Source organism: Rhizobium sp. BK316, from assembly GCF_014193695.1.
In the GTDB taxonomy this organism is placed as follows: Bacteria; Pseudomonadota; Alphaproteobacteria; order Rhizobiales; family Rhizobiaceae; genus Rhizobium.
Map to the genome: position 1 here is coordinate 752,461 of NZ_JACHZR010000001.1, position 12,835 is coordinate 765,295.

Annotated in this window: 10 protein-coding genes; 7 read left to right on the forward strand and 3 right to left on the reverse strand. The window is 54.3% G+C overall.

Annotated elements, in window-relative coordinates; genetic code table 11:
* Entirely contained in the window at positions 1-1,731 is a 1,731-nt protein-coding gene (locus FHT87_RS03290; protein WP_183800991.1) for a type I secretion system permease/ATPase, read from the reverse strand.
* A 418-nt stretch (positions 1,732-2,149) separates the two neighbouring features.
* Positions 2,150-2,743 carry a transglutaminase-like cysteine peptidase gene (locus FHT87_RS03295; protein WP_183799432.1) on the reverse strand — a complete coding sequence of 198 codons (594 nt, stop codon included), beginning with the start codon at positions 2,741-2,743 and terminating at the stop codon, positions 2,150-2,152.
* Positions 2,744-2,830: 87 nt separating this feature from the next.
* Between FHT87_RS03295 and FHT87_RS03300 the strand changes: the two genes are divergently transcribed.
* From FHT87_RS03300 to FHT87_RS03315, 4 genes are all read left to right on the forward strand, one after another.
* A complete protein-coding gene (locus tag FHT87_RS03300; RefSeq protein WP_246699553.1) occupies positions 2,831-4,498 on the forward strand; it encodes an O-antigen ligase family protein in 1,668 nt (555 codons plus the stop codon).
* Between the two features lie 403 nt (positions 4,499-4,901).
* Positions 4,902-5,963 (forward strand): polysaccharide biosynthesis/export family protein, encoded by a 1,062-nt coding sequence (locus FHT87_RS03305; RefSeq protein WP_348647566.1) that lies wholly within the window; start codon positions 4,902-4,904, stop codon positions 5,961-5,963.
* A 118-nt stretch (positions 5,964-6,081) separates the two neighbouring features.
* The gene (locus FHT87_RS03310; RefSeq protein WP_246699554.1) at positions 6,082-6,708 is read left to right on the forward strand and encodes a hypothetical protein; all 627 of its coding nucleotides are present in this window, start codon (positions 6,082-6,084) and stop codon (positions 6,706-6,708) included.
* A gap of 151 nt (positions 6,709-6,859) precedes the next feature.
* A complete protein-coding gene (locus FHT87_RS03315; RefSeq protein ID WP_183725342.1) occupies positions 6,860-7,630 on the forward strand; it encodes a hypothetical protein in 771 nt (256 codons plus the stop codon).
* Between the two features lie 17 nt (positions 7,631-7,647).
* Here FHT87_RS03315 and FHT87_RS03320 read toward each other — a convergent pair whose 3' ends face one another.
* Positions 7,648-8,556 (reverse strand): metallophosphoesterase family protein, encoded by a 909-nt coding sequence (locus FHT87_RS03320; RefSeq protein WP_348649346.1) that lies wholly within the window; start codon positions 8,554-8,556, stop codon positions 7,648-7,650.
* Between the two features lie 242 nt (positions 8,557-8,798).
* Here FHT87_RS03320 and FHT87_RS03325 point away from each other — a divergent pair, with 242 nt between their 5' ends.
* From FHT87_RS03325 to FHT87_RS03335, 3 genes are all read left to right on the forward strand, one after another.
* The gene (locus FHT87_RS03325) at positions 8,799-9,845 is read left to right on the forward strand and encodes a glycosyltransferase family A protein (RefSeq protein WP_183725344.1); all 1,047 of its coding nucleotides are present in this window, start codon (positions 8,799-8,801) and stop codon (positions 9,843-9,845) included.
* A gap of 316 nt (positions 9,846-10,161) precedes the next feature.
* Entirely contained in the window at positions 10,162-11,622 is a 1,461-nt protein-coding gene (locus tag FHT87_RS03330; protein ID WP_183725346.1) for an oligosaccharide flippase family protein, read from the forward strand.
* Positions 11,623-11,684: 62 nt separating this feature from the next.
* Positions 11,685-12,827, forward strand: coding sequence for a glycosyltransferase family A protein (locus FHT87_RS03335; protein ID WP_183799441.1), 1,143 nt, complete (start codon positions 11,685-11,687; stop codon positions 12,825-12,827).
* Positions 12,828-12,835: the final 8 nt, after the last annotated feature.

Sequence of the window (12,835 nt, forward strand, 5' to 3'; positions counted from 1 at the left end):
TCACATATCGTTCGAAGCGATGGACGATCCGGCATCTTCAATCGCCCGCGGCTGATGGTCGGATGTGACCGGTCGGATATTCTGACGTAGCACCTGCCCGAAAATCTCTTCCTTCGTGCCGAACCGCTGCAACCTTCCAGCAGCGATAACCGCGACCAAATCCACATTGGCAAGCGCACTCGGCCGATGCGCGATTACGATCACAATCCCGCCCCTTGCCCTGATATTGGCGATCGCATTGCTGAGGGCATTTTCGCCTTCCGCGTCGAGATTCGAATTTGGTTCATCCAGCACGATCAGGAACGGATCCCCATAAAGCGCGCGAGCCAGGGCGATACGCTGCTTTTGACCCGCCGAAAGAGCTTCGCCGTTAGAACCAATCTTGGTCTTGTAGCCATCCGGCAAGTTCAGGATGAGGTCATGAACATTCGCCGCTTTAGCTGCATCGATAATCGACGCAGCAGTCGCGTCAGGCCGGAAACGAGCAATATTCTGCGCGACCGTGCCGGCCATCAATTCCACAGTTTGCGGGAGATAACCGAGATATTGGCCGAGCTCATCCATGTCCCACTGGTCAAGGCTCGCCCCATCAAAGCGCACTTTGCCGTGACGTATTGGCCAAGCGCCGACGACAAGACGGGCAAGCGTGGATTTTCCGGATGCACTCGGTCCAATCACCCCGAGTGCGTTTCCAGCCTGCAATTCAAAGGAAACGTCCATTAGCGTAATTGCGGACCCGCCCGGCGGCGAGCCGGTTAGATTCTCGACCGAAAAGGTAAAGGCCGGTCGGGGCAAGGAAAGGGCGGCTTCCGTTTCGGGAGCGATCTCGAAAAATTTCTGAAGGCGCTTCCAACCCTGCCGGGCGGATGTGAAGCTTCGCCAGTTGCCGATTGCCTGCTCTACAGGCGCAAGAGCCTTTGCCGACAGGATTGATCCGGCGATGATACTGCCCGCCGTCGCATCGCCATTAACGACCAAGACAGCCCCAACCGCCATGACGCCGGACTGGATGATCATACGCGCCACGCGCGACGCAGCACCGTAGGTACCCAAGATATCCGCGCCTCGCCGGCTCTGGCGTTTATACTGACCGTGCAGCTCGCGCCATATGGCCATCATAGTGCCTGACATGCCCATGGCCTGAATGGCTTCCGCGTTCCGGATGCTGCCACCTGCAAACATGTTACGCTGGCCGCGGGCACTCGCAGCGCTCTCGTTCAGCGACGCTGTGGACCAATTCGTCAGCACCGTTATGACGACCAGGATGACTGCACCGATCAGAACGCTGACGCCGATCCACGGATGCAACATGAAACAAATAAGCAGGTAAAATGGCAGCCACGGGAAATCGAACAACGCGTTAGGACCATTGCTCGAAAGAAATCCGCGAATTTGGTCCAGATCGGAAAGGGCCTGGAGACCGTCACCCCTGAGCTCGCCGGAGAAGGGCGTTTTGAGAAGCGCCTTATACATGCGCCTTTCAAGTTGCTGGTCCAGAATGTCGGCGACCCGGGTCAACATCTGACCTCGAACCACATCGAACCCCATCTGAAAGCCGTAAAGCAACAGGACAAGGGCACATAAAGCAATCAGAGACGGGACGCTTTTGCTCGGCAGAATGCGGTCATAAACCTCGAGCATGAACAATGAACCGGTCAAATGCAGCAGATTAATGAACCCGCTTGCAACCGCAACAGCAAGGAACACATGCCATATTCGCGCGAGGGACACCTTGTATATCAACCTATTTACCAAAATAACGCCTTTACGCGCATTCTGATACACAGGTTTACTGCATTGGAAAAGTCATCCAATGCTCATATCAAGAGTCGTCGCTCTAAAATCTCTCCGTATTTCGAGACCATTTTATAATCACTACTAAGGGTATATCGCCTTGAGCAACACGGCTACTTGAGGAATATCTTATTGGTTGTATCAATCCTGACGCAATCGGAGAATCGGCGAGATAGTTGCAATGCTGCCTTCAAAGACAGTTACCGCTGAATGTCAGCGCTGAGCGAGCGCCGTAGAGCGATATTCAGGCGACCGAGTATGATCTTTAGTCTCAAGATACGAGTCTGCAGCCGCAGTCAAACACGGTGTTCGCATTTCGCCGGGATTCTTTCAATCCTGGCCTGCCTAAGCAGCGTTAAAGTTCGTACCATACTCGTGGGTTATCACCCGACTGAATCATCAGCCAGCGAAGGTCCGTATCTTTCCAGCTCTTGATCGCGTTCGTACGGTTGTCGAGCACCAGATCACCACGATCCGTCTTGACGACGAGAACCGCATGACCTTCGCCAGTGGGCGTCTTGGTCACGGCGATGCGCAGTGTCTTCGGCGACCAGCCCATTGCGATGAGATGGTCACGCTTTGTCAGCGCGAAATCCTCGCAGTCGCCAGCCTTTACATTCACTTGCCAGACATCGCCCTGATCGGTCCGGTCGTTAATCGGGCGGATCGAGCGGTTGACGGAGGCGTTGACGGCGCGAAGCTGTTTATCTGCAAAGGGGCTTAGCGAAACTTCGGACGCGCCGCCACGAGCAACGCACTCATTCGGATTTTGCGCACAAAACATCACATGCGCGAAAGGTGCGGCAGTCCGGCGCTTTTCAGATATGTAACTGAATGCCGGTGCCGTCTTCAGACCACGGGCGAAACCGCCGGGTCCGGCTGCCTCAGCAGGCTGAACCGCAAACAGAGATGCAAGCGTCACCGCCGTAACCAGCACATGCTTAAACATTTTCTTACCCCGTTTCGACGACCACTACGCGATCATGTTGAAATCCGGCTTTGATATTTTGATCGAAGCTCTATCCAGCTCCAACCAATGATCGGGACCATACGAGGGAAGAATCTCGTTCCCTTTAAACCGATCCGAACAATTTTAATGGAGTGCGTTTTCTCAAGGCGACCGCATGCATGCCGTCCAATACTGGGATGGCATGCCGCATCGGTATTGGAGAGGGTTGCAAAACTCGCGGAATTCTTGCAGAGACAGGCGCAACGGCGCCGGAGGGGCAGCCGATCCTTCAAAGTTTTGGCCGTGGTTGTTACGGATAGATTAAAGACGATATTTGCCGGCCTCTACTGCACGCTCGTGCTGGCCGCCGTCATTCCCTTCGGCCTGGTCGATGCAACGCCTTTCGCGGCAGTTGCCATCTGTATGTTCGTGCTAAGTGTATCGGCCCTACTGCTTTTCGGAGAACCCCGGCGCGGCCGTTGGGTATTCGTCTGGACGTTGCTGCTTTTCATCATCACCTCGGCCTGGGTCGTCATTCAGACGATACACATGCCCTGGCCTTCTCTGGTCAATTCGATCTGGAAGGACGCAAGCACGCTCGCTGGCGCCTCCAGAGACACGATCTCGGTCGCGCCGGCCGATACACTCGCCTCTCTCCTGGAGATCGCACTGCCCGTCATGACGTTTCTGACCGGCCTCATCATTGCCGACACAGACAGACGAGCCCGCCGTATCCTTATGGCGCTTGCGATCGGCGCGGGAATCATCTCGCTGTTCGGTCTCGGCCAGTTCCTGCTGTTTCCAAAGATGCTGTTGACCGATTCCAAACGCTATTATCTTGACAGCCTGACCGCGGTCTTCGTCAATCGCAACACAGCTGCGACCTTCCTGGGGCTCGGTTTTTTGTTGCTTGCGACATTCGCTTCTGAAAAAGGGCGTGCCTATTTCGGCTTCTCATCCGCACCCTCGGGCAGTTTCAACGAAGGTCTCGGCTTCTGGCTTTTCACGCTTCTCTGCCTATCGTGCCTGACGGCGCTGATGCTCACCCAATCCCGTGCTGGACTGGTTGTGACGGGCCTTGGCTCCGTCTTTTACATCCCCTATCTTGCCAGCCAATGGAAAGGCAAGCGCTCGAGGCTCTTCTCGCAGGCGACCGGCTCCGTTACCCGAAGGTGGCTGCCGGCAGTCGGGGCAATTGCGCTTGTCCTCGTTTTCATCGCCATTTTCGGCGGCAGGGCTATCCTGCGTGCCGATCAGCGCGGCACAGATGACGGCCGTTTCTGCATATGGTCAGATACGATGCATGCCATTTCTCAGAATTGGTTTCAGGGAACCGGCTTCGGCACGTTCCGGACCGTCTATTCAGCCTACCGGACACCCGATTGTGGAATCGGCGGCATCGTCGACAGGGCTCATAGCGCGTTCCTCGAAGGCTTTTTGACTCTGGGGATAATATTCCCCGTCGTTGCGATTCTGATTTCCTTCGTGCTTATACGAGCCTTCTGGATCGGCTATCGCGCCCGCCATCGGCTACGGCACTATTCAATCCTTGGTTGTTCAGGCGTCTTGTTAACGGCGTCGCATTCTGCCGTCGATTTTTCGATCCAGATTCCCGGTTTCGCCATCTTCTTCATGGCCTTTCTTTCGGCGGTAATTTCAATTTGCTGCGGGCGCGAAGAAAGAGTGAGTAAAAACAGCAGCGATGCATCCTCCGCCCTGCGAATCGGGCAGCCGACGGAAATCTTTGAAATATGACAATTTATAGGCGCCCTGCCCATAAAAACGCCACTAAATAACATCATAATATTCGTTTGGGTTGCACCCAAAGCACTGCAGAATCTTAACGTATCAACTCCTCCTAATTTACCATAACAGGGAGAATTCATGTTGCCCTATTGCCACAATAACCTTCTGTTAGGTATGCAGTATCTGGCAGAGTTCGGGTATTTACTTGTCTTTTAAGTTGTCGGCGGGCTAGACGGTTTTAGTGCTATTAAAAAGTAGGGTCACGATGGGCATTCCTGTAACTCGACGCGTCGGCATCATTGTACCGATGCTGGTCATGCTTTCCAGCTGCACGTCTCTCCCTAGGTCCGGTCCCGATCACACTGACATCGACCGCAGTGCAGCAATTAAAGTCACTACGCCTGAGCGTAAGGTGGGGATTGATTATGCTCTGATCGATCTCAACAAAGCGATTCTGCCCTATTTCGACAAGATCCCGAGCAGCTCCCTGCGCAGTGGTTTCGGTGGCGGCCGTGGGGGCGCTCCGGATATCCCACTCGGCTTCGGTGATATCGTACAGGTTTCAATTTTCGAAGCGCAGTCCGGCGGTCTCTTTATCCCGTCTGATGCGGGCAGTCGGCCTGGTAACTATATCACCTTGCCTCAGCAAACGATCGACAAAGCCGGTACGATCAGCATTCCTTATGCAGGCCGCGTTCCTGCTGCCGGCCGCATGAAGGAAGAGATCGAACAGGATATCGAAGACAAGCTGGCAAGCCGCGCGATTGAGCCTCAGGTAGTCCTCACAACGACGACCAGCCGCTCCTCGGAAGTAGCCGTCGTCGGTGATGTCAACAATCCGCAAAAGATCGTCCTTTCGCCGGCCGGCGAACGCATCCTTGATGCGATCTCCGAGGCAGGCGGCCTGACGACACCTAATATTGAAACCAACGTCACGCTGCAGCGCCGCGGCAAGACGGCAACGGTCGCTTACGAAACGCTGTTGAAAAACCCATCCGAGAATATCTATCTCGCTCCGGGCGACACGGTTTCAGTTGAGCACGAACGCCGCACCTTCATTGCGCTCGGGGCATCCGGCCTCAACAGCCGCATCGACTTCGAGGATTCGAACCTGACCCTTGGCGAAGCCATGGCGAAGGCCGGCGGCCTCATCGATACCCGCGCGGATCCACGCGAGGTCGTGGTCTATCGCCAGGTTGATCGCGGCACCCTTCAACGCCTGAATATCGACACCAGCCGCTTCAAGGGCGACAAAGTGCCGGTCATCTTCCGGGCCAATCTGCGCGATCCGGCAACCCTGTTCGCAGTTCAGGAGTTCCGCATGGCGGACAAGGACGTCATGTATATCTCCAACGCTCACTCTGTTGAGCTCGTGAAGTTCTTCGACGTCCTGAACTCTATTACCTCGACAATCTCTGGCGTATCCAACGACGCCGCCGATACACGCTCGGCAGTGGAGTCGCTCGGAGATTAAATATATTGGACAATACTTCTAACACCTGACATTAAACGGACTGGTACGTAATGGAGTTTATGTTATAAGCTCCATTATCTTCTGGAGGCTGGGTATGATAAACACAGGCAAGAATATAATGAAAGGTGCCGCTGTCTTTGCGTTCGGCGCTCTTTGCTTCGCGACCTCGTCGCTTGCGGGCAACTGCTTTTCAGGTCCGGGCGCGGCGAGCGGTTCGCAGATGGATGCATTCAACGCAACCCCGGCAAGCATTCTGACGGGAAATCCGTCCGATAGCGCGCTCATGGGTTCCGTTCGCGATCTCACGGCAACCGAAACAAATGTAACGGCAGCTCTCCTGACGCTGGCAGCGGCTCCGGCGACGACGGATGCACAAAGGGCGGCTATCGGTGCCGGCCTTGGCCGCGCCGTCAACGTTTGCCGCCCACAACATTCCGATCTTGCCGACGAGATTGCAGCGGCTGTTGCAGCGGCAATCTTGAATAATCCCGCGCTCGGTAGCTTCCGTACGGCGTTTGAAGCTTCATTGACCGGTCAAACCGCTGTTGCGGCGCTTGGTGGCGCTGGAGCCGGTCCGGCGGGTGGCGGTGATATCGGCGGCCCCGGCGCACCTGGCCTGGGCGGTCCGGCCGCAGATGAGGCTAATGATGGCGCTATTCAAGGAGGAGGCTCTCTGAGGACAAGCGCATCGGGCGGCGGCAATTTTACGATCATCCGCAACGACTCGGTCAGTGGCAGCATCTGACCCAGGCCTTTAGCGCTCGATTAGAGCATTTTGGGAGAGGCTGTACGGCCTCTCCTCTCCCCTTCATAGTTTAGAGAACGGCTCCTCCCTCGCGCGAACCTTTGCCGGCATTGGAGCAGATCGCTCCTGCAGCAGGTCAGACCAGTAGGACATGTCGCAACGTGCCAGAGCAAGCGGACAAGCGCGCCCAAGGGGCGTGGTCTGGACTGCGTTCTCAGCTCCTTCTGCACCATCCGTTCTTTTTCTTCTTACGGCAGTCGCGCTTCTTGTTTTTGCTGTCAACGACATAAGGCAATCCGCGCGCTTTGCGGACGTTTTTCTTATCGCCGAGCGACTTGAGCGATCCGAACAAGTCAGCCCTGAAACCCTCGCTAAGACAGCGGCCAATGCCGACGATATCGTCTCCGGCGATTATTGCCGTTCCGATATTATCATGGCGGGCACCACGCTGGTTCTGAACCGGCTGGATGCCGCCAATGAGATCACTGGCTACGATGCCTGGGTAAGGGCCGCTGACGATGCAGAGCGCTACACGCGCCATGCTGTTACCTGCATGCCAACCGAGAGCAATCTCTGGCTCAGATTGGCAATCGTGCGTGCGGTCATCGTTCAAGAGCCAACGGCGACTGCCCGTTTGATGAACATGTCGGCCTGGCTCGCGCCTACCGATGAAGTCGCACTGCTCGCCCGGCTCTATTTCTGGAACCGTCTCAACGTCACAACGCTTGAAAACGCAAGAAATTCCGTTGAAAGCGACATGAACCTTCTTCTCAAACTCGGAGACCCGCGAAAGGTTGGACCGGCGCTGACGCGGATTAGCCCTGCCCTCTTGCCCTATGTAAAGGCCGCCGGCACAAAGCTCACTTCTGAGAAGAAGAGCTCACTGGCATGGTTCGGCCTGAATCTCGACAAGCTGCCATAAGCCCGCCGACAATGCTTTCAGGTAAGTACGACTGCTTGGCGATTCATAATGCGTAGCACGGTAAGCCTACCCGTCGCGAAAGCACCGGTGTCTATGGCGATACGCCCATTTCCAAAAAAGGGCCGCTGTACCGGCGTATGCCCATGCACGACCAGCAACGGCAATTCCGGCCCGCGCGTAAGAAATGGCTCGCGCATCCAAAGCAGATCCGAATCCCTCTGCTGCAGTAAAGGCACGCCTGGCTTAAGGCCGGCATGTACGAAGACGATATCACCGACCGTCAACATCGAGGGCAGCTCCTCAATAAACTGTCGGTGATGGGCCGGAACAGCATCCTGCAACGCACGGTCCAGTGCCGGGATTCCGCCTTGCCGCATCAGATAGGCAACGTCGACTCCATAGGAGGCCAGGGTCTCCGGGCCTGCAAATCGCTGCCATTCGGGAAAACCGGCCGGCTCTTCAAGCAATTGCCGGAAGGCCTCTTCATGATTACCGCAGAGCGCAATCCGCGTAAGCCCTGCATCCGTCGGGCGGCAGAGATGCTCGATCACCTCCCTCGAGCGACGACCGCGGTCCAAATAGTCACCCAGCATCACCACGAGCGCCCTCTCCGAGTGGATCGCAGCGTCCTCTCTGATGCGCCGCTCCGCTTCCAGGAGTTGGTCGTAGCAACCATGCACGTCACCGACCGCATAGATGACGGGGAATTCGTCCGGTTCAAAGCTTAGCCGTGAGCGCATTCTCTCCACAGAGATATCTGCCTGCGTCGCGTCCCTTCCCATCAATTTCTGCACCCAGCCAAAGGCACTGGTCCGGAAATTGTTGCGGCTAACCTTGCTCTCGGCTTTCGATGTTTCGTTCATGTCCACTAACATATTGAAGTTTATCAGCCTGACTAGATTGAGCAGGCACATGTTCCCGGTCATATCGCCGCGGCCATGCCTCGAATATTATAATCGGCCTGGTGATAAAAGCTCTGGCTGGTGCACCAAAGAAAAATTCAACGAATACTTTTATCTTTATTTCGCCATCCTTGTATTGAATCTTGAAAATCAAAGTATTCGAATTTAATTCCGCCGGGACGAAATTACCGCCCCTGATGAAGACGAAATACGTGAGTAAATACATCCGGGCGTACTGAGCACGGCGAAGGCTAAGCTAGGCAGACATGACCGCTCGCGCGCCTAATTTCAGTGTTTCCATTTGTATACCAACCTGTAATCGTCCGCGACTCCTTGAAGCGGCACTTATTAGCTGTCTAAGCCAACCTATATTTCCCTCTGAGATTTTAATCGGTGACGATTCACATGATCGAAAAAGCACAGCAATCGTGAATCGGTTATCGCGACAGGCCAATATCGACATAAAATACTGGAAACACTCCGAGAGTATTGGTCAAGCAGCCAATCTCAACTGGCTGATCGACAATGCAAATTCGGAATACCTGATATTCCTACATGATGACGACAGGCTTTGCGCCAGCGCAATCAAGATACTTTATGAAGCAAAGCTAAAGTATCCTGGCGCGCAGTGCTTCTACGGTAAGCAATATCTGATAGATTATATCGGCAATATATTACCAAATCGTACAGAGCGCTGGAATCAGCGCTACTTTCGTATTCGTGAGTATGCCGGTTTGCAGAGATCAAATCTTTCAGCTGCACTCTCGCAACAATTTCCCAATAATGGCTTCCTCATAGAAAATCAGTTGGCGCGAAAAACACGCTACCGGCCCGAAATAGAGATCGGCCAGGCAGTCGACGCTGACTTCGGTATTCGCGTCGCGTTCGCCGCCCGTCAACGCTCTTTTGTTTACATTGATAGTTTTGTCTCGGAGTACAGACTAAATCCGGACTCGATTTCCCAATCGACGACACTCAATCGCCGAGAGGACTTACTATATGAGTATATTGAGAAACTGAAAATTCCAGCCGATGACGAGAAAGCCAGAATAGGGTTTCTGGAGCGGATTGCCGTTGCTGCCGCACTTGACGCCGCACGCGCGGGCCGCCGACGCAGTGCGATCCGGATAATCTTCTCCAGGCGTTACAAAGAAGCCCTCTTAAGCCGCTGGACCCTCTATCGACTCATTTGTACGGTTTCGCCTGCCATCGGCGAAAGGATGAAACGCTTCCTCACACACATCAACCCGGATCTAGGGGGTGATCGCGAACGGCAATGGCGGCAGTTTGGCAACGGGCACATAGAGAAGTAGTATCCTCGGCAACTTCTAGTTACCGGTCTAAATTGGTGATTGTCGCCAGATTGACCTCTTAAAAATGGCTGTATATTGCCTTGCAAAAAATATATTGCTCTGCAAAAAGAGTTTGCCGCTGAACCTTGAGTTTGGCAGGGTGTTCGATATGGTGACGCGGAACCGGCCTCCTCCGCCTCGCACGTTGCAAGCATCAGGCGATGATGGAAAGAGAGGCGAAGATTGATGCGGGAAAATCAGTTGGTCCTCCGATTTTACCTGAAAAGCATCTCTCCGCCCAAACTTTACCAAGAACGTTCCGACAAGAGTGGCCTTCATGAATGATATGAGCAATTTTCGTCGTCGTGCGGTCAGCGCTCTGTTCTGGTCACTATTCCAGAACTGGGGCGGCCGCGCGCTGAGCATGGTCGTATTTGTCCTTCTTGCCCGCCTGCTCGCGCCGGCGCAGTTCGGTATCGCTTCTTCCGCTTTCCTGGTGATGTCGATGCTTTCGCTGGTCGCGGAATTTGGTTACGGCGATGCTCTTATCCAAAAGCAAGGGCTGAAGGACCAAGACGTCAACATACCATTTTACGCATCTATGATACTCTCGACGGCACTGGCGTGCATTGCCGCTTTCATGTCCCAGGACATTGCACATCTGATGAATGTCGAAGGATTGGCGCCCTACCTGATCGGAACTGCTGCAATCTGCCCGTTCCTCACGCTCGCAAGCTTTCAGGACGCAATGTATCGACGTCACGTTCAATTCCGCGCGCTGGCCATGCGTACGCTTGCCGGAATCATTATTGGCGGCATTGTCGGTGTTGCTATGGCCCTCATGGGTTTTGGAACATGGGCGTTGATCGGACAGTTTGCCGCCCAGACACTGACAAGCGTAGTTTGGCTATGGGCAAAGCCCGTATGGAAGCCGAACGCCGATCTTACTTGGGATACGTTGACCGGTCTCAGCAAGTTCGGCTTCAACGTCGTCGGACAGCGTCTTATCGATTTCTTCACGTTAAGGAGTATCGATTTTGTTATTTTGCTTGTCTACGGTCCGGCAGCGCTGGCGCTCTTTACAGTATCCTCGCGCCTTTACCAATTGTTATTGCAGCTGCTTCAATCCAGCATTTCAAACGTGGGATTGACGATGCTCTCCAAGGTTTCGGACGATAAGGTACGCCTGCAACGTCTCTACCTGCGCAGTTCGTCGATCGGCGCATTTTTCGGCACGCCCGTTTTCTGCGGCCTCGCAGCACTTGCTCCAGAAGTCAATCACATTATGTTCGGCCAGAAGTGGGCTGGTGCTGAGCACGTCATGGTTCCGTTGCTGCTGATGGGCGGGATTCATTGCGTGCAGTTTGTCAATGCGTCTTATCTGACCGCACTTGGGCGCCCTCAGGCTCTCTTGTGGCTGGTCATTCTGAAAGCCGTATTGGTGCTGCCTCCCCTCTATTTCATACGCATGGATAGTGTGGCCGGCACCGCAATGCTTTACTGCGCAAGTCTTGTTTGCCTCACGCCGTTCTCCTTTGGGGCGACGTTAAATGCGCTTTCGCTCAATTGGAAGGCCATGATCAGGCCTGTGGGCGTGCCTATGCTGGCCTGCGGGGCGGCATTTTTTGCTGTCTACGCTACCCGCACATGGGCAGGCTTGGGCGAATTGAACATCTTATTCAGCCTACTATTATTCGGCGCAATTTTCACCGCCGCATATGCAGTATCCGTCGCAATTCTTGCTTTTGATATCGGCCGCGAAAACGTGCTGTTCCTTCGTAATGCAGTTCGCAGATAAGCAAGCAATAATCTGCTCTAGATAGGTTCAACCTGCTCAAGCAACAAAAGAGGAGATCGAGGATGGATGGCACATCGCTGCGCGTGGCTCAGATCGACGTTCTCATTCCTGCTTACAATGCAGAAACCACCATTGAAGCCGCTGTTGCCAGCATCCAATCTCAGACCATCCGCGATATCAGGATCATCATCGTCAACGACGGCTCGACCGACCGCACGCAGGATATCTTGAATAAGATCGCAGAGGCCGATGAGCGAGTTCACGTTCTAACGACCTCTAATGGAGGAATAGTATCGGCATTAAATGCCGGCCTGGAAATTTGCAACGCCGAGTTCGTCGCCAGACATGACGCAGACGACTTGGCCTACCCCAATCGTTTTGAAGCGCAACTCAACTTCTTGCAGAACGAGAAGGACTGCGTAGCGGTAGGCTCGAACATTCGACATATCGACCAATACGGAAAGTTAATTGGCACACAGTCGAGACTCTATGGGGATGTTCGGCCAGACCCTGATTGGTTTCCTTCAAAGGAACCCTATCTGATGCACCCTTTCCTGATGGTACGTCTCGACGCGATAAGGAAGGTCGGAGGATACCGCTACGTTGTCCATGCGGAGGATACGGATCTCTATTGGCGCCTGCTCGGCGTGGGTCGTTTGCATAATTTGCGTGATATTCACGGGGAGTACCGCATCCACAGCGGCAGCATATCCAGTGCATCCATCGTCAACGGTCGCGTTGCGGCAGTTGCATCCCAACTTGCAGCAATTTCCTATAAACGCCGCCTTCAAGGCGTTCCGGATATCGACTTTTCGCCCGGGCTGCGAACGGATTACGAGCGCGCCAAGACACTCAGCAACATACTAGAGCTTGTGGGGCAATCTCTTTCACCCGATGAGTTCAGCTACCTTAAGGCTGCTGCTTCGGCAAAACTCCTCTCTTTGATGGAGTATAGGCCTTATATCCCGGATCATCAGGATTGCGCCTTAATCGGTGAAGCGCTCGGTCAAGTCGCCTTTTCCACACAGAACATGCGCGAGATAAGCCGGCTCAAAGGCAAAACCGCCTTGCGCTTGTTGAAACTCGGCAGGCTGTCCGATGCCTTTGCGCTGCAACCTTCAGTGGAGAATATTGCGCGAGCCGTCGTAAGCAATTTAAAGAAAAGCCTCTTTAAACGCAATCGATCCACCGCCCTGACAAACTAAAATCGAAA

Excerpts from the sequence above, each read along its gene's own strand:
- FHT87_RS03300 (WP_246699553.1), top strand. The coding sequence starts at position 2,831 with ATGATCGGGACCATACGAGGGAAGAATCTCGTTCCCTTTAAACCGATC.
- FHT87_RS03335 (WP_183799441.1), top strand. The coding sequence starts at position 11,685 with ATGGATGGCACATCGCTGCGCGTGGCTCAGATCGACGTTCTCATTCCT.
- FHT87_RS03320 (WP_348649346.1), bottom strand. The coding sequence starts at position 8,556 with ATGACCGGGAACATGTGCCTGCTCAATCTAGTCAGGCTGATAAACTTC.
- FHT87_RS03315 (WP_183725342.1), top strand. The coding sequence starts at position 6,860 with ATGTCGCAACGTGCCAGAGCAAGCGGACAAGCGCGCCCAAGGGGCGTG.
- FHT87_RS03325 (WP_183725344.1), top strand. The coding sequence starts at position 8,799 with ATGACCGCTCGCGCGCCTAATTTCAGTGTTTCCATTTGTATACCAACC.
- FHT87_RS03330 (WP_183725346.1), top strand. The coding sequence starts at position 10,162 with ATGAATGATATGAGCAATTTTCGTCGTCGTGCGGTCAGCGCTCTGTTC.
- FHT87_RS03295 (WP_183799432.1), bottom strand. The coding sequence starts at position 2,743 with ATGTTTAAGCATGTGCTGGTTACGGCGGTGACGCTTGCATCTCTGTTT.
- FHT87_RS03310 (WP_246699554.1), top strand. The coding sequence starts at position 6,082 with ATGAAAGGTGCCGCTGTCTTTGCGTTCGGCGCTCTTTGCTTCGCGACC.